Annotated in this window: 20 protein-coding genes; 5 read left to right on the top strand and 15 right to left on the bottom strand. The window is 73.6% G+C overall.

Features of this window, described 5'->3' with window-relative positions; genetic code table 11:
* Positions 1–14: 14 nt before the first annotated feature.
* Both LO763_RS27265 and LO763_RS27260 read right to left on the bottom strand, forming a co-directional pair.
* Complete coding sequence (locus tag LO763_RS27265) at positions 15–1,442, bottom strand: M48 family metallopeptidase (protein ID WP_230791337.1); 1,428 nt, start codon at positions 1,440–1,442, stop codon at positions 15–17.
* Between the two features lie 13 nt (positions 1,443–1,455).
* A complete protein-coding gene (locus LO763_RS27260; RefSeq protein ID WP_230791320.1) occupies positions 1,456–2,085 on the bottom strand; it encodes a hypothetical protein in 630 nt (209 codons plus the stop codon).
* A 203-nt stretch (positions 2,086–2,288) separates the two neighbouring features.
* Here LO763_RS27260 and LO763_RS27255 point away from each other — a divergent pair, with 203 nt between their 5' ends.
* Both LO763_RS27255 and LO763_RS27250 read left to right on the top strand, forming a co-directional pair.
* On the top strand, positions 2,289–2,951 hold the full coding sequence (locus LO763_RS27255; RefSeq protein WP_230791313.1) for a hypothetical protein: 663 nt from the start codon (positions 2,289–2,291) through the stop codon (positions 2,949–2,951).
* 126 nt (positions 2,952–3,077) lie between these two features.
* Positions 3,078–4,319, top strand: a complete 1,242-nt coding sequence (locus LO763_RS27250; RefSeq protein WP_230791311.1) for a sulfotransferase family protein — start codon at positions 3,078–3,080, stop codon at positions 4,317–4,319.
* A 99-nt stretch (positions 4,320–4,418) separates the two neighbouring features.
* Here LO763_RS27250 and LO763_RS27245 read toward each other — a convergent pair whose 3' ends face one another.
* The 3 genes from LO763_RS27245 to LO763_RS27235 all read right to left on the bottom strand — a co-directional run bounded on the left by LO763_RS27245 (position 4,419) and on the right by LO763_RS27235 (position 6,426).
* Complete coding sequence (locus LO763_RS27245; protein ID WP_230791309.1) at positions 4,419–4,817, bottom strand: YbaB/EbfC family nucleoid-associated protein; 399 nt, start codon at positions 4,815–4,817, stop codon at positions 4,419–4,421.
* Positions 4,818–4,868: 51 nt separating this feature from the next.
* Entirely contained in the window at positions 4,869–5,270 is a 402-nt protein-coding gene (locus tag LO763_RS27240; protein ID WP_230791307.1) for a YbaB/EbfC family nucleoid-associated protein, read from the bottom strand.
* A gap of 82 nt (positions 5,271–5,352) precedes the next feature.
* A complete protein-coding gene (locus tag LO763_RS27235) occupies positions 5,353–6,426 on the bottom strand; it encodes a trans-sulfuration enzyme family protein (RefSeq protein ID WP_230791304.1) in 1,074 nt (357 codons plus the stop codon).
* A 191-nt stretch (positions 6,427–6,617) separates the two neighbouring features.
* On the opposite strand from LO763_RS27235, the gene LO763_RS27230 reads away from it, so the two are divergent.
* Positions 6,618–6,839 carry a hypothetical protein gene (locus tag LO763_RS27230; protein ID WP_230791302.1) on the top strand — a complete coding sequence of 74 codons (222 nt, stop codon included), beginning with the start codon at positions 6,618–6,620 and terminating at the stop codon, positions 6,837–6,839.
* A gap of 20 nt (positions 6,840–6,859) precedes the next feature.
* Here the strand turns inward: LO763_RS27230 and LO763_RS27225 are convergent, their stop codons facing one another.
* On the bottom strand, positions 6,860–7,882 hold the full coding sequence (locus tag LO763_RS27225) for an SDR family NAD(P)-dependent oxidoreductase (RefSeq protein ID WP_230791300.1): 1,023 nt from the start codon (positions 7,880–7,882) through the stop codon (positions 6,860–6,862).
* A gap of 74 nt (positions 7,883–7,956) precedes the next feature.
* Here LO763_RS27225 and LO763_RS27220 point away from each other — a divergent pair, with 74 nt between their 5' ends.
* Positions 7,957–8,883, top strand: a complete 927-nt coding sequence (locus LO763_RS27220; RefSeq protein WP_230791298.1) for an AraC family transcriptional regulator — start codon at positions 7,957–7,959, stop codon at positions 8,881–8,883.
* A 72-nt stretch (positions 8,884–8,955) separates the two neighbouring features.
* Here the strand turns inward: LO763_RS27220 and LO763_RS27215 are convergent, their stop codons facing one another.
* The 9 genes from LO763_RS27215 to LO763_RS27175 form a co-directional block, all read right to left on the bottom strand.
* Positions 8,956–9,801, bottom strand: coding sequence for a formylglycine-generating enzyme family protein (locus LO763_RS27215; protein WP_439650323.1), 846 nt, complete (start codon positions 9,799–9,801; stop codon positions 8,956–8,958).
* Positions 9,802–9,839: 38 nt separating this feature from the next.
* Positions 9,840–10,157: a DUF202 domain-containing protein gene (locus tag LO763_RS27210; protein WP_230791294.1), complete on the bottom strand. Its 318-nt coding sequence runs from the start codon at positions 10,155–10,157 to the stop codon at positions 9,840–9,842.
* Positions 10,154–10,588, bottom strand: a complete 435-nt coding sequence (locus LO763_RS27205) for a YidH family protein (protein WP_230791292.1) — start codon at positions 10,586–10,588, stop codon at positions 10,154–10,156. The genes LO763_RS27210 and LO763_RS27205 overlap by 4 nt, the downstream gene beginning before the upstream one ends.
* Positions 10,530–12,359 (bottom strand): glycoside hydrolase family 2 protein, encoded by a 1,830-nt coding sequence (locus LO763_RS27200; protein ID WP_230791290.1) that lies wholly within the window; start codon positions 12,357–12,359, stop codon positions 10,530–10,532. Before LO763_RS27200 ends, LO763_RS27205 begins: the two co-directional genes overlap by 59 nt.
* A complete protein-coding gene (locus tag LO763_RS27195; protein ID WP_230791288.1) occupies positions 12,356–13,219 on the bottom strand; it encodes a carbohydrate ABC transporter permease in 864 nt (287 codons plus the stop codon). Before LO763_RS27195 ends, LO763_RS27200 begins: the two co-directional genes overlap by 4 nt.
* On the bottom strand, positions 13,209–14,153 hold the full coding sequence (locus tag LO763_RS27190; protein WP_230791286.1) for a carbohydrate ABC transporter permease: 945 nt from the start codon (positions 14,151–14,153) through the stop codon (positions 13,209–13,211). The genes LO763_RS27195 and LO763_RS27190 overlap by 11 nt, the downstream gene beginning before the upstream one ends.
* Before the next feature lie 73 nt (positions 14,154–14,226).
* On the bottom strand, positions 14,227–15,501 hold the full coding sequence (locus LO763_RS27185) for an ABC transporter substrate-binding protein (protein ID WP_230791284.1): 1,275 nt from the start codon (positions 15,499–15,501) through the stop codon (positions 14,227–14,229).
* Positions 15,498–17,036 carry a sulfatase-like hydrolase/transferase gene (locus LO763_RS27180; RefSeq protein WP_230791283.1) on the bottom strand — a complete coding sequence of 513 codons (1,539 nt, stop codon included), beginning with the start codon at positions 17,034–17,036 and terminating at the stop codon, positions 15,498–15,500. Before LO763_RS27180 ends, LO763_RS27185 begins: the two co-directional genes overlap by 4 nt.
* Before the next feature lie 5 nt (positions 17,037–17,041).
* Positions 17,042–18,859 carry a 3-keto-alpha-glucoside-1,2-lyase-like domain-containing protein gene (locus LO763_RS27175; protein ID WP_230791281.1) on the bottom strand — a complete coding sequence of 606 codons (1,818 nt, stop codon included), beginning with the start codon at positions 18,857–18,859 and terminating at the stop codon, positions 17,042–17,044.
* Between the two features lie 139 nt (positions 18,860–18,998).
* Here LO763_RS27175 and LO763_RS27170 point away from each other — a divergent pair, with 139 nt between their 5' ends.
* Complete coding sequence (locus LO763_RS27170) at positions 18,999–20,030, top strand: LacI family DNA-binding transcriptional regulator (RefSeq protein WP_230791279.1); 1,032 nt, start codon at positions 18,999–19,001, stop codon at positions 20,028–20,030.
* Positions 20,031–20,110 lie beyond the last annotated feature (80 nt).

Below are 20,110 nucleotides of genomic sequence, written 5' to 3'. Positions count from 1 at the left end.
CGGAATCGGTGTGCCTAGCCGAGCAGCGCGCGCAGGCGCGCGGTGTCGGGCCGATCGGACACCGCGGCGTCGATCAGCTCCGGCAGCGGGTCCCGGACGCGTTCGTCCAAGTGCATGGCGCCGGCCGCGGGCCAGGATTCGCGCCAGCGGATCGCCCCGGCGCCGGTGAGCGCCGCGACGACCGCGCCTTCGAGGCCCGCGCGGACCAGCAGCCGGGCGCGTTCGCGGCGCACCCGGGGACCGTCCGAGGGGAGGCCCGGGCCGCCAGGGTCGGCGCCGAGCTCGGCCAGCAGGCCCGCGTCCAGCGCGTCGAGGAGGGTGCGCAGCGAGGGCGGCCGCCCGGTGGCGCGGGAGGCGTTGGCCAGCACCAGGTCCGTGTGCTCGGTCAGCGACGCGAGCGCGCCGTCGCGGATCAGCGCGGGCCAGTCCGCCCGGCGCTTCGAACGCGCTTCGGGCCCCAGGTCGTCCAGCAGTGCCGCGTCGAGCAGCGGCGCCGGGCCGCGCAGGAGGCCGAGTGCCGGAACGGCGGGGACGCGCACCGTCCCGGCGGCGGACAGCGCGGCGACGGCCGCGATCCGCTCGCCCATGGGCGGGTGCGTGTCGTACGGGTCGGCCTCGTGCGGCGGGTCGGCGGGGAGGTCGGGCAGCGAGGCGCGCAGGCGGCGGTACCCGCCGAACGGGTCGGCCGGGAGGCGGTCCGCGTCCCAGCCCGCGACCAGGTGGTGGTCCCGGAACAGCGCCCATGACGCGGCGATCGAGGCCAGCTCGCGGAACGCGGCGGCGGCGGCCGCCGAGCCGACCGCTTCGGCCGCGGCCGCGTCCGCCGCGCGCTCCTGCCGCCTGCTCAGGTCCGCGGAGGCGCGCAGCACGAAGGCCCCGTAGGGCCGCAGCAGGAAGTGCAGCGCCCGCTGGAGGAGGTCGTCCCGGTCGATCGCGGTCAGCGTACGCGCGAAGGCGCGGCGGCTGCGGTAGGCGGCGCCCGCGAGGCGGGTGTCGCGGTTGCCGTAGTGCGCGAGCTCGTGGGTGATCACCGCGGCGAGCCCGTCCGCGCGCATCTCGGCGAGCAGCGGGGCGCCGATGAACATGCGCCTGCGGAGGGCGACCAGGCCGAGCAGCCGGGTGTCCTCCATGACGGCGGCGTTGGCGTCCGCGGTCACGCGGAGGTCGTCCGGCGGTGCGGTGCCGGCGGTCCGGGCGAGTTCGCGGACCAGCGCCCACAGCTCGGGCTGCTCGTCCTCGCGCACCGGCACGCCGCGGACCGGGTGGTCGCCCTTCGCGAGCAGCACCCACAGGCCGCGGCCGAGAACCGCCGCGACCGGCGCGAGGCCGATCGCGATCTTCACGGCCGTGACGGGCGACTGGGTGAACGCGTAGGCGCTGAACCAGACCAGGGCGCCCAGGAGGGCGAGCATCAGCGCCGGGACGGCGCCGACCAGCAGCATCCACCGCACCACGTCAGCGCTTGCGGTCGCGCCGGTGGGGGGCGAGCGCCGCCTCGATCTCCCGGATCTTGGCCTCGCGCGCGGCGGCCCCCGCCGGGTCGGCCAGCTTCCACAGCTCGTCGAGCTCGTCGTCGGCCCTCCCCCGGTGGGGGGTGCCGACCCCGGCGGCGCGCCAGGCGAGCAGGTGCACCTCGCGCTCGCGCGCGGGATCCCGCGCGAGGATCGCCTCGACGCGGTCGGCGACGCCCCCGGCGCCGCGGGCGAGCGGGGCGACCTCCTTGACCGCCTGCTCGACGGTGCGCCCGCTCGTCAACCGGGATTGGAGATGGGCGAGGCCCGTGAGGACCATGCCGCTGAGGACGGCGACGGTCACGCCGGCCCCGAGGCCGTAGGCGATGTTCAGGCCGAGCTCGCGCGGCCCGGCGAAGGCGACCGCGACGGCCATCGCGACCATGCAGATCGGGTACCACCAGTAGCCGAGCCGCTCCAGCGGCCGGAACCAGACCGGTTTCCGCCCGGGGAACCCGTCGAGCGCCGCCTGCAGCCGGTCGACCGCGTCGCCGACGCCCACCGGGGCGTCGGGGGCGGTGATGATCACGTGCTCCGATCCCTTGGGGCGGACGATCCAGGAGACTCCCGCCATGATTCCCTCCCCCCGGTCGACGGCGGCAGGCGCCGCCGTCGCCAGTCTGCCCGCGGGAGGTGCGCGGTCCAAGGCGAAGGACCGGCAAGAAAGCGGCAGGAAACCCCGATCGGGCCGCGGCGCTCTCGGCGCCGCGGCCGTTCCGGCATACCGTTGCCCGTCAGGCGCCGGTGCGGCGCGGGACCGGACGACGGAGGAGCGCCATGGCGGCGGGCGGGGGAACGAGCAGGGCGGAGCGCCGGGAGCGGCGCGCGGAGCGCGAGCGGCGGCGCGCGGAGCGCGAGCGGCGGCGCGCGGCCGACGAACGGTTCCAGCGGCGCGTCACCTGGGCCTCGCTGGGGCTCGTCCTCGCCGGGCCCGTGCTGGCGATCGGCGCCGGGGCGCTGGGCGCGGCCGAGGTCTACCCGTACGAGTACGCGATGCCCGTCGCGATGTGGATCATGGGGGTCTTCACCGGGCTGGGGCTCCTGGTCGCCTCGTGCGCGGGCATGTACCTGCTGGGAGGCCCGAGGGCGGCCCCGTTCGGCGCGGTCCTCGTCGCGGGCGTCGGCGTGCTGGTCTACGGGCTCGTCCGGGCGGACGACGCGTGGCGCGACGTCGGCGTCGTCCTGCTCGCGATCGGGTGCGGGTCGTTCTGGGCGGTCCCGGCGCTGCTCTCCCGGCCCGGCGCCGCAAGGCGGCGCGGACGCCGGCCGGCGGGGCCCGCGGGGATCGCAGGCGTGGTCGTCGTCGGCGCGGTGCTCGCGGTCGTCGGGCACATGTCCGACGAGTGGTGGGTGCTGCTGCTCGGCGCGGCGTCGGTGGGCACCGCGGCGGGCGGCGGGATCGCCGCGTGGGCGGAGGGCCGCCGCGGGGCGGGGGGCTGAGGGCCGGGCGCGGCGAGGTTCCCGCAGCGGCGACATCAGCGCCAGGCCTTAGGATCTTCCGTGACGCCTCCGAACCCGCTCGATCCGGAGGCGCCGGACGGACCCCTCCGACAGGAAGCCACCCCCATGGGCAACAACCGCACCACGTTCGCGTTCAAGGCCGCCAACGCCGCGATGGCGCCGATGCTGCGCTCGCGCAAGGACCCCGACGAGGCCTGGGCCAAGGCCGTCCAGCGCGCCGAGAAGAACGCCGGCAGCCGGACCGACGAGAGCGACCGCGAGTGGATCGAGGACTTCCGGTTCCTCGCGAACTGCGTCGCCGACGTCCCGAACCTCTCCGCCATCGGCTGGCTCACCACCATGATGGACGCCCAGGCGCGGCTCGAGAACCGGCTGCGCATCCGCGACCTGCACCGCGCGCACCCCGAGATCGGCGAGGAGCCGATCATCCGGCCCGTGTTCGTGGTCGGGCTGCCGCGCACCGCCACGACCCTCGCCCACCAGGTGCTCGCGCGCTCCAGGCAGTGCCGCGGCCCGCGCCTGTGGGAGATGGTCCGCACCGATCTCCAGCGCGGCCCCGCCGAAGAGGCGCGCCTGGTCAAGAAGGTCGGGAAGCAGTTCTCGGCCACCCGCTTCGCGCCCGACTTCGACCACATCCACCCCGTGGACGCCACCAAGCCCGAGGAGAGCATGTTCCTGCTCCCCCACGGGCTCTACCACCTGCTCTTCCACGCGCCCATGCCCGAGTACCGGAAGTGGTTCGCCGCCCGCGACACCACGGTGGACTACCGCTACCTGAAGTCGGCGCTCCAGGTGCTCCAGCACGGGCGGCCCCGCGCGGTGGACGGCTCGCTGCACCGGTGGGTCCTGAAGTACCCCTTGGACCTCGGTGAGATGGCGTCGATCAGGAAGGTGTTCCCGGACGCGACGTTCGTGTGGACCCACCGCAGCCCGGTCACCGTGATGGGGTCCCTGTGCAGCCTGGCCGACCTCGCCCAGAGCCTGTTCGTGACCACGGTGGACCGCCAGGCGCTCGGCGCCTACGCCATGGAGCTGATGTCCGAGATCGTCGAGGCCGGCCGGGCGTTCCGGCAGCGGCACCTGTCCTCAGTGGTCGACGTGCCCTACCACCTGCTCGCCGAGGACCCGTACACGTTCGTCCCCGGCCTGTACGAGCGGCTCGGGCTCGAGTGGTCGATCAAGGACGAGGGGAACCTGGTGGAGGCGCTCGAGCGCCCGCTCCGCGACCGCAAGCACGAGTACACCCTCGGCTCGTACGGCCTGGACGACGACGTCGTCCACCGCACGTTCGCCGACTACGAGCGCATGGTCAGCGCCCAGAACTTCTACACCCGCCGCACGCGCTGATCCGATCCGGCCGCGGCCCTTGCAGAGGCCGGCCCGCGGCCCTTGCAGAGGCCGGCCCGCGGGCCGGCCTCGCCCGCGCACCCGACCGGCGCCGCGGGGTCACCGCCTCGCGTCGAGCCTGCCCATGAGGTCGCCGATCGCGGTGCTCATCTCCTGGAACTGGCGCACCGAGGCGTCCTGGAGGCGGGCGGCCCGCTCGTTGAGCTCGGCCATGTCGACGGCCGGCGCGGGGGCCGCGGTCTGCGCCGAGCGCTGGTCGATCGCGTCGTTGAGGGCGAGCGTCAGCTGCTCGATGAGCGCCTCGGGGCCGTCCCGGAGGGCGCTGCGGGTCATCTTGATCCGCTCGAACCGGCCGTCGGTCCCCATCGTCACCTGGATGCGCCCCTCGGACGCCTCCGTGACGATCGGTTCCGCCTGCGCCCCGGGCGTGGCGACGGCCTGCGACAGCATCTCGCGCGTCTGCGCGAGCTGCTCCGCGATACGGTCTTCCCCGAACATTCCGACCTCCCGACCCGACACCATACCGGAGCCGGTCTCATATGTTGCGCGCTACCGGTTCCCGCCGAGCTTGTCCATCACCTGAGTGATCGACGCGCTCATCGCCTGGAACCGCGGCAGCGACCCGTCCTGCACCTCCGCCATCGACTCGTCGATCGAGCCCAGGTCGGGGACGCGCTCGTCCGTGGCGACCATCGCCGCCCGCCGTTCCAGCGCCTCGTTCAGCGCCAGCAGCACGTGCTCGGCGATGTAGTCCGAGCCTTCCTTGAACCCCTTGGGGTCCACCTCGATCGCCTGGACGCGGCCGTCGGTCCCGAGCGTCACCCGGACGCTCCCCCCGCCCGACTCGGCCGTCACCGGCACCGCCTGGTGCTCCTCGGGCGACGCGTTCGCCGCGGCGAGCGCCGCCCGCGCCTCGGTCAGGCGCGCGGCGTAGTCGTCTGCTCCGGACATCGGGCCTCCTTCGGGGGTACGGAACGGGACGATCGTATGCCGGGCCGGTCCGTCCGGCCAACCGGAGTCCCGCCCGGCCGCTCTAGGCGGCGTCGAGGGCGCGGGCCAGATCGGCCCAGAGGTCCTCGACGTCCTCGATCCCGACCGACATGCGGATCAGCGACTCGGCGACCGTGTCGCTCTCGGTCGGCCAGTGGCGCCGCCGCTCCAGCGTCGACTCCACGCCGCCGAGGCTGGTCGCGTGGACCCAGAGCCCGACCGCGCCGACCACCCGGTCCGCCCCGGCGGCGCCGCCCGCCACCTCGATCGAGCACATCGCGCCGAACCCGGGGTGGCGCACCCGCTCGACGGCGGGGTGGTCCCTGAGGCGGCGCACCAGTTCGGCCGTGTTCGCCTGGGCGCGTTCGAGGCGCACGGACAGGGTCCGCATCCCGCGCAGCGCCAGGTACACCTCCATGGGTCCCGGGATCGCCCCGTGCAGGCGCCGGTGCGCGTCCATGCGGGCGAACACCTCGTCGCCGCGGGCGACGACGGCGCCCAGGACGACGTCGGAGTGGCCGCTGAGCAGCTTGGTGGCGCTGTGCACGACGATGTCCGCGCCGAGTTCGAGGGGGCGCTGGAGGAGCGGGGTGGCGAAGGTGTTGTCGACCACGGTCAGCGCCCCGGCGGCGCGGGCGGCCGCGGCGATCGCCGCGAGGTCGGCGACCTCGAGGTTGGGGTTGGTGGGCGACTCGAGCCAGACCATCGCCGCGCCCTCGGCGGCCTCGGCGACCGCGGCCGTGTCGGTGACGTCGACCTGGCGCAGCTCGATCCGGCCGGCGTCCCGGAGCTCCCGCATCTGGTCGAGGACGCCGAGGTAGGCCGTCGCGGGCGCGACGACCGCGGCGCCGTCGGGCAGCAGCGAGAGCACGGCGCCGCTGGCGGCCAGGCCCGAGGCGAACGCGAGCGCCCGGCCCTCCTCCAGCTCGCCGAGGACCGTCTCGAACGCGTCCCAGGTGGGGTTCCCGTAGCGGCCGTAGGCGCGGTCGCCGCCGGCGTGGTAGGTCGACGCGAACGTCACGGGTTCGTTCAGGGGCGCGTCGGGGAGGGCCGGGGGCCGCCCGGCGGCCACGAGTCGGGTCGGTCGCGTGTAGGACGGGTCGTCGGTTGTCGCCATGGCCCCAGTATCGCTCGGGAGGCGCGGGACCGGCGGGTCCGGGAAGGGTCGCGCCGGTCACCGCCGGGCCCGGGGCGGAACGAGCGCGGCGCGGGCCGCCGGGAGCGCCGTTCGGGCGCAACGGCTTCGGGGCGCCGGGGGTGGCCGGGGCGGCATATGGTGGGGGTCCGCCCACTCGAAGGAGCCCGCCCATGGCCGTCGTCGTCACCCTCGTCGTCTGCGCGCTGGTCGTCTGGTTGATCGTCGCCCTCGCCCGCCGCGGCGGCCGGTCGCGCGGTTCGGGCTCCGCCGTGTACTCGGACGGCTCGAGCTACGGCTGGAGCGGTTCGCCGGGCGGCGGGAGCGGCGGCGACTGCGGCCCTGGCGACTCCGGCGGCGGAGGCGACTCCGGCGGCGGCGGAGGCTGCGACTAGCGCGGCCCCCGCCGCGGCCGTCACCGCTTGACGAGCTCCTCGCTCAGCTCCCACAGCCGCCGCGCCGAGTCGGGGTCGAGCGCGTACGGCACCACGTCGGAGTTGACTTCGGCGGTGGTGCCGAAGACGGCGTCCTGCGGGTCCTCGTCGAGCGGCGAGACGTCGTTGTCCTTGAGGTAGACCCCGCCGATGCCCTCGAGCAGCGGGCTGGCGGCGGCGAGCACGCTGGTGCTCGCCCCCTGCTGCGGGGTCTTCAGCTCCCGCTCGGGGTCGATGACGACCGCGCCGGCCTCGTCGACCAGGCCCATCGCCCGCAGCGCCTCGTCCGGCAGCCAGGGCGTGCGCTCCTCGCCCTCGGGGAGGTAGGGCCCCAGGTTCGTGGTCATGACGATGCCGGGGTGCACCGCGAAGCCGCGGATGCCGTCCTCGGCCCAGCGGCGGTCGAGCTCGACGGCGAACAGGACGTTCGCGGTCTTCGACTGGCCGTACCCGAGCATCCCGGCCTCGTCGTACCCGTCCGCGAAGTGCGGGTCGTCCCAGCGGATGTCCGAGATCCGGTGCCCGCCGGAGGTCAGGTTGACGACGCGGGCGCCGCGCGCCGCCCGCAGCGCGGGCAGCAGACCCAGCGTCAGCTGGAAGTGCCCGAGGTGGTTGGTCGCGAACTGCGACTCGTAGCCGCGCGCGTCGCGCACCAGCGGGCCGGCCATGATGCCCGCGTTGTTGACCAGGGCGTGCAGCGGTTCGCCGGACGCGAGGTAGCGGTCCGCGAACGCGTCGATCGAGTCCGGGTCGAGCAGGTCGAGCCGGGAGGCGGCGACGCGCTCGACGCCGGACAGGGCTTCGGCGGCGCGCTCGGGGTTGCGGGCGGCGACGGTCACCGAGGCGCCGGCCCGGCTCAGCGCCCTGGTGGTCTCGCGGCCGATGCCCTGGTGGCCGCCGGTGACGACGATGTGCTTGCCGGACAGGTCGATCCCGGCGAGGATCTCGTCCGCGGTGGCGGCGGCGGTGAAGCCGGTGCCGATCGGGTGTTGTCGTTGTGTCATGCGGACCAGTCTGCCCGCGATCGACGGGACTGTGAATAATTGGAAGTTCGTTGTTTTTGATCTAGAGTACGGACATGACCGATCATCTCTCGCAGGTCTTCGACCTGGTCGAGGTCCGGGGCGTCGTCTCGGGCGGGTTCGCCGTGCGCGGGCCGTGGGTCTCGCGGGCCGACATCGGCGAGCGGATGAAGTTCGTGGCGATGGTGTCCGGCCGGGCGCGCCTGAGCGCCGACGGGCTCGACGCCCCGATCGACCTCGAGTCCGGGGACGTCGCGATCCTCAACCGCCGGTCGTGGCTGCGCCTCGAAGGCGGCGGCGACGGGCCGCGGCGCGAGGTCGCGCCGGGCGCGGACTTCACCACCGCGCGGGCGGGCACGGGCGAGCTCGGCACCGACGACATCGTCGTCGGCGGGCGCGTCGACCTCAACGACGCGGGCCTGGAGCTGCTGGCCCGGGCCCTGCCGCCGGTGGGGCACGTGCGCGCCTCGACCTCGACCGCGCCCACGGTCCAGATGCTCCTGGGCCACCTCTTCGAGGAGGGCGCCGCGAACCGCATGGGCACCGGCTTCGCGCTGCGCCAGTACGGCCAGCTGCTGCTCCTGGAGGTCATCAGGTCCTATGTGGGGCAGGCGGAGCTGCCTCCGGGCTGGCTCCGCGTCCTCACCGACGAGCGGCTGCGCCCGGCGCTGAGCCTCATGCACGCCGAGCCCGGGGCGTCGTGGGGGCTCGAGGCCCTGGCCCGCGCGGCGGCGATGTCGCGGACCTCGTTCGCCGAGCGGTTCCGGACCGTGGCGGGCGTGCCGCCGCTGACCTACCTGCACCGCTGGCGGATCCTGCTCGCCCAGCGGGCGCTGCGCGACGGGGACGTCCGGGTCGGCGCGCTCGCGTCCGAGCTCGGGTACGGGTCCGAGAGCGCGTTCAGCACCGCGTTCAAGCGCGAGACCGGCGAGTCACCCCTGCGCTACCGGCGGCGCCTCCGCGAAGAGGCGATGGCGGGGTGACCGCGCCGGTCGCGGTCGGCCCGGCGCCGCCCGGCTGCGGCCCTCGGGCGCGCCGGTGACGGCCGGGTCCGCTCACGCGTCGGCGGCGATCCTGAAGCCGAGGTGGGTGGTGGCCGAGTCCTCGGTCTCCGGGGAGCGGGCGGCCGGGCGGTAGCGCAGGCAGTACTCGGGGGCGCACAGGTGCGACCCTCCTTTGAGGACTCTTCGCGGCCGCGCCTCGCCGGCGCCCACCGCGTCCCGGGACGCCCCCGGCGAGCACTGGCAGCTCGGCGCGGCGCGGCGGTCGGTCCAGCGGCTGCTCGTCCACTCCCAGGTGTTGCCGGTCATGTCGAACAGGCCGTATCCGTTGGGCGGGAACGCCCCGACCGGGCTGGTGCCCTTCCAACCCCGCGCACCGGTGTTGCGGTAGGGGAAGGCGCCCTGCCAGGTGTTGGCGCGGGTGCCGTCGTTCGGCTCCTCGCCCCAGGCGTAGGTCGCGCCGTCCAGGCCGCCGCGCGCGGCGGCCTCCCACTCGGCCTCGGTCGGCAGCCGCCCGCCGGCCCACGCGGCGTAGGCGGCGGCGTCCGCGAACGAGACCTGCACGACCGGGTGGTCGTCGAGGCCGTCGAGCCCGCTGCCGGGGCCCTTCGGGCGGCGCCAGCTCGCGCCCGGCTGCCAGCGCCACCACTGCCGCCAGTCACGCAGGTCCACCGGGCCCGGCGTGGGGGTGAACACGAGCGAGCCGGGCTCCAGGCCCTCCAGGTCCGCGCCGGGGAAGTCCGCGGGGTCGAGCGGGCGCTCGGCCGTCGTCACGTAGCCGGTGGCGGCCGCGAACGCGGCGAACTCGCGGTTGGTCACCGGGTGCGGCGCGATCAGGAACGGCGCCACCCGCACTTCGACGACCGGGCGCTCCTCGGGGTAGAACCGCTCCGATCCCATCCGGACGGTCCCGCCCTCGATGCGAGTCAGGTCCCGGTTCACCGCGTCCACGCTCCCGCCAGCACGTAGAGGCCGCAGCCGAGGCCGACGGCCAGCACGGCGGCCGTGAGCATCCCGAGCGCCCGCGCGTCCGCGGCCCCGCGGCTGCGGGCGCGGCGGTACCGGCGCATCGCCGCCAGGTGGGTGGCGGCGGCCAGCACCGCGCCGAGCGCGCCGAGGGCGACCGCGGCGGCCCCGAGCGCCTCGGCGGCGAACCGCGCCGCCACCACGCCGACCACGCCCACCGCCAGGCAGGTGCGGCGCCACGCCAGCAGCGTGCGCTCCGCCTGGAGGCCCGGGTCGAGCGGCGCCGTCATACGACGAACCCGATCACCAGGAGCAGGACCGCGGCGGCGATGCCGGTCATGAGGACCGGTCCGATCGCCGGCCCCCGGAGCGGGCGCCGCTCGCGCAGCGACCGCTCGGTCCGCATCCAGCTCGACCAGGCGTACACCACCGCGACCAGGCCCAGCAGGACGAAGATGCCCGCCGCGGCCGGCCGGAACCACCCGTCCACCGGGATCGAGACGGCCTCCAGCGCGACCCCGGCGGCGAACAGCGCCAGCGCCGTCCGCACCCAGGCCAGGAACGTCCGCTCGTTGGCGAGGCTGAACCGCGGGTCCGGGTCGTCGCCGTGCGCGTACACGCGGCGCGGGAACCGGTCCGCCGGGTCGCCGGGGGCCGACTCGTCACCGCCGCCGCTCGTACGCGGGCGGCGCGGACTGCGCGGCGCGGATGCGGTCCACATCGAGTTTGTCCGATCGGTCGAAGCGGTAGATGCCGTTCTGCTCCTGGAACACGTCGGTGAGCTGCGTGTAGCAGTAGCCGAACATGCGCGGGTCCTCGGCGAGCACGGCCACGAGTCCCGAGAAGCGCTCGTAGAACGCCTCCTCGTCGCGCACGCGCTGACCGTATCCCCACGACTCGGCCCGGTCCTCCCCCGTCGTCTCGGCCTCGGGGTTCCACCACACCCCGCCGAACTCGGAGACGAAGAAGGGCTGGCCGCGGTAGGGGACGGAGACCTCGCCCCTGGCGTCCCGGTTGCGGTACGGCTCCCCTTGCGCGAGACCGGCCTGCTGGCGGCGGAACGCCTCGGGGTCCTGCTCGTAGGAGTGGGAGTCGTAGACGTCGGTGGCGCTCACGCGGTGCGAGTAGCCCGAGGCGTCGATCACGGGGCGGGACGGGTCGGCGAGCTTCGTGGCGAGGAACATCGCGAGCGTGACGTCGTCGAGGGCCGTCGTGCGGTCGTGCATGAGCTGGTGGGTCTCGTTCAGCGGGCACCAGCCGACGATCGACGGGTGGTTGTGGTCGCGCGCGAGCAGTTCGAGCCATTCGCCCACGAACGCGGCCGTCGGCTGCTGGTTGTGCCCGGCGGGCCCGTTCCCGGAGACGCCCCAGTCGCCGAACTCCGCCCACACGAGGTAGCCCATGCGGTCGGCGTGGTGGAAGAAGCGCTCCTCGAAGGCCTTCTGGTGCAGCCGGGCGCCGTTGAACCCCGCCGCCATGGCGAGCTCGATGTCGCGGACGAGCGCCGCGTCGTCCGGCGCCGTCATGAGGGTCTCGGGCCAGTAGCCCTGGTCGAGCACGAGCCGCTGGAACACCGGTTCGCCGTTGAGCAGCAGCCGGTCGCCGTCGATCGCGACCGACCGCATGCCCGCGTACGAGCGCACCTCGTCGACCGCGCGGCCCTCGGCGTCCAGGACCGTCACGGCGAGGTCGTACAGGTGCGGGTCCGCCGGGGACCACGGGCGCAGCCGCTCCGGCGGGATCGGGAGCCGCAGGGTCGCGGCGAGGTCGAGGCCCAGCGGCGCCTCCGCCCGGGCGGCCTCGCCGTCGGCGTCCGAGACGACGGCGAGGAGGCGGTGCCCGGCGGGGTCGGCGACGTCGGCCTCGACGGTGAGGGAGCCGTCGCCGAGCTGCGGTGTGACGCGCAGGCGCCGCACGTGGCTGTCGGGCACCGACTCGAGCCACACCGTCTGCCAGATCCCCGTGGTCCTGGTGTAGTGGCAGTGGGTGTTCGCGTACCAGTTCGCCTGCTTGCCGCGGGCCTGCACGCCGAGGCGGGCGTCGCGCGCCCGGACGACGAGCGCGCTCGCCCGCCCCGGGGTCAGGTGCTCGGTCACGTCGAAGCTGAACGAGCTGAAGCCGCCGCGGTGGCGGCCGACCTCCCGGCCGTCGATCCAGACGGTGGTGTCGTAGTCGACGGCGCCGAAGTGCAGGATCGTCCGGCCGGTCTCCCAGGGCGCCTGGATGTCCCTGCGGTACCAGACGGCCTCCATGAAGTCGACGTGCCCGACGCCGGAGGCCTCCGACTCGGGGGCGAACGGCACCAGGATCGAGCCGTCGAGCTCGCGGTCGAGGAGGCCGCGTTCGAGCCCGGTGTCGGCCGGGTCGATCTCGAACTGCCAGCGGCCGTTGAGGTTCACCCAGCGGTCGCGGAGCAGTTGGGGCCGGGGGTGCTCCGGCCTGGGGACGGTCGGGTCGGGTTGCCCCGCGTCGGTGGCGATGTCGGTGCTCACTTTCCTCCTGTCGTGGCGATGCCCTGGACGAGGTACCGCTGCCCGACGAGGAACACGATGAAGACGGGCAGCAGGCTGACGACGGACATCGCGAACAGCGGCCCCCACGCGCTCGCGCTCGTGGAGTCCACGAGGGACCGGAGCGCGACGGAGGTCGTGTACATCGAGGGGTCCGCCAGGTAGATCAGCTGGGAGAAGAAGTCGTTCCAGGTCCAGATGAAGGTGAAGATCGTGGTGGTGACGAGGGCGGGGCGCATGAGGGGCAGGATGATCGAGGCCCAGGTCCTGAAGAACCCGGCCCCGTCGATGCGCGCGGCCTCGTCGAGCTCCCTGGGGATGCCGCGGATGAACTGCACCATCAGGAACACGAAGAACGCGTCCGTCGCCAGGAACTTGGGGACGACGAGGGGCCAGAACGTGTTCACCCAGTCCATCTGCGAGAAGATCACGTACTGCGGCACGATCACCACGTGGATCGGCAGCATGATGGTGAGCAGCATGATCGCGAAGAACGCGCGCCGCCCCCGGAAGCGCAGGCGCGCGAAGGCGTAGGCCGCCATCGAGCACGAGACGAGGTTGCCGACGATCGCCCCGAGGGCGACGAGCGACGAGTTCACCAGGTACCTGCTGAACGGGAAGTCGGAGGAGTCCCAGCCCTCGGCGAAGTTCGCGAAGTCGCCGCCGATGGGCAGGAGGCCGGCGTTGCTGAAGATGCCGCCCTCGTCGCGCACCGCGCTGACCAGCATCCAGGCGAGCGGGTAGGTCATCAGCACGCCGACCGCGATGACGACGGCGTGCTTCACCCCCTGCACGAGGAAGGGGCGCGGGCGCCGTGCGGCGGTCGTGGTCTCAGTCGTCATAGAACACCCAGAATCGCGAGGCCCAGAAGTTGATCGCGGTGAACGCGGCGATGATGATGAGCAGCACCCAGGCCATCGCGGAGGCGTATCCCATCTGGAAGTTGCCGAAGCCGGTCTGGTACAGGTACAGCGTGAAGAACATCGTCGAGTCCGAGGGCCCGCCCGAGCCGCCGGAGACGATGAACGCCTGCGTGAACGCCTGGAAGGCGTGGATGATCTGCAGGACGACGTTGAAGAAGATGATCGGCGTGATGACCGGCAGCGTGATCCTCGTGAACTGGCGCCACCGCCCGGCGCCGTCGACGGACGCCGCCTCGTAGAGCGAGGCCGGGACCTGCCGCAGGCCCGCCAGGAAGATCACCATCGGCGCCCCGAAGGTCCACACGTTGAGGATGATCAGGGTGCCGAGCGCCGTCGAGGGGTCGGCGACCCACGAGGGCGCGTTCTCGACGCCGAGCACCGCCAGGCCCCGGTTGACGATCCCGTCGCTGCCGAAGAGCGTGCGCCACAGGACCGCGATCGCGACCGAGCCGCCCAGGAGGGACGGCAGGTAGTAGACCGAGCGGTAGAACGCGAGCCCCTTCATGCCCCGGTTGAGGAGCACCGCGATCGCGAGGGCGGCCGCGAGCTGGATCGGCACCGACACGAACACGTAGACGAAGGTGACGCGCAGCGAGTTCTGGAGCCGGTCGTCGCCCAGCATGTCGAGGTAGTTCTGGAGCCCGACGAACTCGGGGGCCTGGAGCAGGTTGTAGTCGGTCAGGGAGATGTAGAACGAGATCGCCATCGGGCCCGCGGTGATGAGCACGAGCCCCGCGAGCCACGGCAGCAGGAAGAGGTAGGCGGCGCGCTCCTCCTGCTTGGCGGCCTTGCTCGCGACCGTGGTCCCGCCCTTCGCCGACCGCAGGCGCCGGAGCTCGCCGAGGGCGCTCACGACGGGCTCCTTCGGGGCCGCGGCGCGGTCACGGGGGCGCCTTCCGAGAGAGCGCTGTTCACGACAGTGCTGCTCACGACAGCGCCCCTTCGGCGGCGTCGAAGAAGGCGGCGACCGCGTCGGCGACGCTCGACTCCTCGAAGCCGATGTCCTGGTTGAGCTTGGTGAACAGGGTGAGCAGCTCGTTGTACCCGACCGGCCAGGCGGGCGGCGCCTCGGGCACCGAGCCCGAGATCCGCGAGACGTAGTCGACGGCCTTGCCCTCCGGTGTGGACGGGTCGAGGCCGAGCAGCTCGATGGCCCGCTGCGACGGCGGGACGCCGAGCACGACGCCGAGCGCGGTGATGGCCTCGTCGTCGTTGACGAGGAAGTCGACGAGCTCCGCGGCCTCGTCCTGGTGGGAGCTGGTCGAGGCGATGGACCAGAAGTCGAGGCTCTTGACGTACAGCCCGGAGGTCCCGCCGGTCGTGGGCGGCGTGAGGATGTCGAGGGGGCGGTCGACGTACGGCTGGAGGAAGGCGATCTGCTGCACGAAGCCGAAGCCGACGGGCGTGAGGCCCTTGGCGATCGGCCAGGTGTCGAAGCTCGCGACCTCCGCGGAGACCGACGCGGGCGGCGCGCCGCGGTGGGCCCGCATGTCGTGCCAGTACTCCCACCACTGCTCCAGCACGGCGCGGTCGAAGGCGAGGCCGGCGCCGTCGTCGGTGAACACCTCGGTGCCCGCCTCGCGCACGTACGCCTCGAAGAGCTGGAAGCTGCCGCCCTGGTCCATCGAGCCGTAGAGGTCCCCGCTCGAACCGCCGAGGTCCTTCGCCCACGCGGCGAAGGAGTCCCACGTCCAGGACTCGTCCACGTCGGGCGCGCCGGCCTGGGCGATGAGTTCGCGGTCGACGAACGCGGCGAGGGCGATGGAGCTCTGGCCGACGCCGTAGAGGGCGCCGTCGAGGGATGCGCTGTCGGCGACGTCGGGGGCCTGGTCGCCCAGGTCGATCGTGTCGCCGACGTACTGGCTGAGGTCGGCGAGCGCGCCGCGGTCGGCGTAGTCGGAGAGGTAGCTCATCGACATGCGCATGACGTCGGGGGCCGAGCGGCCCGCGGTCTGGGTCGCCAGCTTGTCCCAGTAGTCGGCGAACGCCGAGTACTGGGTGGTGATGTCGGCGTCGGGGTGCTTCTCGGCGTAGAGCTCGACGAGCTTCTTCATCGCCTCGTGCACCGGGTCGCCGCCGTACCAGCTGAGTCCGAGGCCCGAGTCGCCGGAGCCGCCGGAGCCGCAGGCGGCGAGGCTCGCCGCGGCCATGCCCGCGAGGGTGGTGCCGAGCATCCGCCGGCGGGTGAAGTTCGTGTTCATGAGGGTTCTCCTTGATCGTGGGGCAGTGAGGGAAGGGGCGGGGTCCAGTTGTGCGGCGCGCGCTTCGGGGTGTATGCCCCGCGCGGGAGCTCGTCCTGGGTGCGGAGCATCCACTGGCACAGGCGCCAGAGCAGCTCCGCGCGGAGCGGCGCGTACGCGGGGTCGGCGAACCGGTCGTGCACCTCGGCGGGGTCGTCCGCGAGGTCGTAGAGTTCGCCGGTGCCGTCGCTGTGGACGATGAGCTTGGCGTCGCGGTGGCGGATCATGCGCGAGCGCCCGCTCTGCGTCACCGAGTTGAGCTCGTCGAAGGTGCGCCCCTCGTAGGGGAAGTGCAGCGGCGGGCGCTCGCCGGGGCCGTAGGTCAGGCCGCCGTAGCCGCGCTCGGCGTAGGCCTCGTCGAAGCCGTCCGGGTGCAGCTCGGCGTCGGCCAGGAGCGGCGCCAGGCTCCGTCCGCTGACGCCGTCGGGGATGTCGAGGCCCGCGAGTTCGGCGATCGTCGGCAGGACGTCGACGATCGAGACCATCTCCTCGCGCCGGGCCGGGGCGACCCGCGCCCCGGAGAAGAAGAACGGGATGCGCACGAGCACTTCGGGCAGGCCCGCGCCCTTGCGCTGGAGGCCGTACTCGGCGACGTAGTCCCCGTGGTCGCTCACCATGATGACGAGGACGTCATCGCCGAGGGTCGCGTGGACGTGGTCCATGAGCCGCCGGACCTGGTCGTCGAGGAGCCGGAGCTGGCCGCAGTAGTTGGCGCGGTAGCGCGCCCGCTCCTCGTCGTAGCCGGGCCGCTTCTCGTCGACGAGTTCGCGCAGCCACCGCCAGTGCCCGCCCTTGGCCTCGGCGGCCTCGGGCCCGTGGGCGCGGTCGGGGATCGTCTCGGGCGGGAACATGCCGAAGTAGGGCTCGGGCACCTGGTAGGGGTTGTGCGGCTCGGGGAAGGAGACCCAGAGGAACACGGGGGTCTCGGCGTCGGCGGCGGTGATCTCCCCGATCGCGTCGGAGACGATGCGGTGCGGCAGCGAGGCCTCGAGCGGGAACGGGGTCGGCTCGTCGGCGACGCCGTGGTCGAGTTCGTCGAGCCAGCGGTCGAACGCGGCGTGCTCCTCGCTGCGCTGCGGGCCGCCGGTGTGCCAGTAGGGGCCGTGGTAGGCGTCGAAGTCGTCCGGGCCCCGGTGCATGTGGGGCTTGCCGGCGAAGACGCGGCGGTACCCGGCCCCGCCCAGGACGTCGAGCAGGTCGGCGCCGTAGTGGGCGGCGCGCTCGGTGCTGTTCTGGGTGACGCGGTGCGCCGACGGGTAGCGGCCCGTCAGGAGGCTCTCGCGGGCGGGCACGCACAGCGGCGAGCTGGTGTACGCGCGGTGGAAGTCGCTGCCGCGCTCGGCGAGCCCGTCGAGGAACGGGGTCGTGTCGACCGGGAACCCGTACCGCGCCGAGAAGTCGGCGCGCTGCTGGTCGGTCATGACCAGCACGATGTGCGGGGGTCGGCCGGTCCGCGGGTCGTCCTCGCGGACCGGCGCCTGGGGATCAGGGTTCATCGGGTTCAGAGCTCCGTCACGGTGATGTCGCGCCAGCTGGCGGTTCCGGTCTGGGCGCGCACGCCGACCGCGCCCTGGTGGAAGCAGCCGGGGTCGGTGTGCGCGAAGGTCACGGGCGTGCCGCCGTCGGCCGGTTCGCCGGTGATCGTGAAGCGGCACCCCGTGGCCCGGACGCTGATGTGGTACCAGTCGCCGCGTTCGAGTCCGCCGGGGATCTCGGCGCTGGCGAGCGGCGTCCAGGTGCCGTCCTGGCGGCCGAGCATCAGCGTGCCGGTCGCCGAGACGCCCACGTAGTAGCCGTCGAGGCGGTCGGCGCCCACCCGCGGGTCGGTGGCGCGCAGGACGAAGCCGGCCTGCGGGCCGGTGTCGATGCGCACGTCGCCTTCGAGGGTGTAGTTGCGCCAGCCGGTGTTCCCGGTGACCGCCTTGTTGCCGCCGTTGCCGCCGCAGGTCTCGGAGAGGACGCCGCCGGAGGTGGACCAGCAGCCGCCGTAGTCGATCCACGCGGACTGGCCGGTGTGGAAGTCGCTCGCGTAGGGCAGCTGGCCGACGCTGCCGACCGCGGTGCCTTCCATGCACCCGGTGCCGCCGACGGAGGTCGCGGTCGTGAAGCGCGCCGAGTCGCCCTCGGAGCTCAGGAGCAGGTGCGGGCTGTAGCTGGTGCTGCAGTGCTGGGCGCTCTCCACGGTCGGCCGGAACGGCGCGGGCGTCCACGTCCAGGGCCCCTCGCCGTCGGGCGGTCCGATGAAGACGGCCTGGCGGTCCTCGCGGGTGAAGGCGTTGGTGTCGGCGAAGCGGGTGCGCATGCCGGTGAGCATGAGCTGGCCGTCCGGTCCGCCCTCGGGGCTCCACACGAGGTAGGGGCTGCTGCCGAGGTAGCGGCCGTCGGTCGTGACGGCCATGGTGCCGAGGTCGGACGGGCCGCTCCCCCAGGTCTCGCCGCCGTCGTCCGAGAGCTTGACGTGGGCCTCGCAGTTGCGGCCGGCGCCGCAGATCTCGTAGGCGAGCGCCATCGTGCCGTCCGGCATGGTGGCGACCGTGGGCATCCCGGGCCGGTCCGTCGCGGTGTCGCTCTGCACGTCGATGACGAGGCCGGGGGCGAAGTTGGTCGAGCCGTCGGGGTTCGCGCTCCAGGTGACGCCGCCGTCGTTCGAGACCATGTGGGCGATGACCTGGGCGTGCTCGGGTTCGGGGCGCTCGTCCGAGAAGTACATGGCGAGCCGGCCGTCGCCGTCCGTCGTCAGGAACGGCTCCCAGACGCCGGTGCCGCCGTTGACGGCCCCGATGCTGCCGCCGCCGGTCTGGAGGACCGACTGGAAGTCCCAGGTCTCGCCGTGGTCGGTGCTGCGCCAGAGGACGAAGTCGGTGCGCTCCTTGGTGCTCGGCGCGATGTTGCCCGCGAGCAGGAGCGTGCCGGCGGGGAACTCGCCCATGGCGGTGGGGAGCTCGTAGAAGAACGGCTGCCACATCTGGTCGGAGGGGTGGTCCTTGCCGGTGAGCGGGTCGCCGACCGTCGCGATCGTCGACCAGGTCTCGCCGTCGTCGAGCGAGCGGCGGATGACGAACTCGCTGGGCGTGCCGTCGACCGTCGCGTGCTCGAAGGTGGCGAGCAGGGTGCCGTTGGCCGCGCCGCTGTGCTCGAGGCGGACGACGCGGGCGTAGGCGAGCCGCTCGGTGTCCGAAGTGCGCGTGTACACGGAGTCGCCCGGTTCGTTGGCGGAGACGCTCTGCGCGGGAAGCGCACCGACGAGCAGCGCGGCGATCGCCGCCGCCGCGGCGAGCCTCCTCGCCGCCCTCGGCCTGGTGCCTGTCCTCTGCCTCATGCCACACTCCCTTGTGTCGTCGGTCATGTCGTGTCGACGTGTGATCGCGGCCGCCGGTTCTTGCCTCGATGCAAACGCCGGATGTCACTCTAACGGTATGGTTGCCTCGATGCAATAGCTGAACGGGAAAGGAATACGCATGAGCCGACGGGAGGAGGTGGCGCGACTTGCGGGCGTTTCACCACGAACGGTGTCGAACGTCGTCAGCGGGGCCGTGACCGTCGCGCCCGCCACGCGCCAGCGCGTGCTGGACGCGATCGAGCGCCTCGACTACCGCCCCAGCGAGATCGGCAGGATGCTGCGCAAGGGCAGGACCGGGATGATCGCGCTGGTCATACCCGACATCGAGAGCCCCTACTTCTCCGAGCTCGGCAGTGCGCTCACCGACGCCGCGCGGCGGCGCGGCTACACGCTCGTGATCGAGCAGACCGACGGCGTGCGCGACCGCGAACTCGAGCTGCTCGCGCGGGCGGACACGAAGGCGGTCTTCGACGGCCTCATCGTCAACCCCCTCGCCCTCACCGACGAGGACCTGAACCGCCCGACGCCGCGCGGGCGCCCCATCGTGCTCCTCGGGGAGGAGACCCACCCCGGCTTCGACCACGTGCACATCGACAACTTCGCGGCGGCGCAGGACGCCGTCCGGCACCTGCTCGGACTCGGCCGGACCCGCATCCTCGCGCTCGGGGCGCAGCGCAAGGGGCACTCGTCGAGTTCGCTGCGGCTGGCGGGGTTCGAGGCCGTCATCGCCGAGTCGGACGCGACGGGCTCGGTCGAGTACGTCGACTCGTTCTCGCGCGCGAGCGGCGCGGCGGCGGTGGAGCGCGTCCTGGAGCGCGGCCCGGCGCCCGACGCGATCTTCTGCTTCTCCGACGTGCTCGCGCTGGGCGCCCTCGCCGCCCTCGCCGACGCCGGCGTCGCCGTGCCGGACGAGGTCGCCGTCGCCGGGTTCGACGACGTCGAGGACGGCCGGTACGTCCGCCCGAGCCTCACCACCGTCTCCCCCGCGAAGGACGTGATCGCCGAGGCCGCCATCGACGCGCTCCACCGCCGCATCGAGGGCGACGACAGCGAGCCCGCCCACGTCCTGGCCCCCTACCGCCTCGTCACCAGGGCGAGCACGATTTCCGGGGACCGGGTCGGGGCGCCCCTGCGTCGCACCGACCGGTGAACACGTCCTTTACGCTGCGGCGTATGGACTTCACGCACCCCCTGGTCAACGTCGTCGACGTCGAGGCGACCTGCTGGGAA

The organism is Glycomyces amatae, assembly GCF_020991375.1.
Taxonomy (GTDB): Bacteria; Actinomycetota; Actinomycetes; order Mycobacteriales; family Micromonosporaceae; genus Glycomyces; species Glycomyces amatae.
This window is presented reverse-complemented; position numbering and strand designations above follow the sequence as displayed.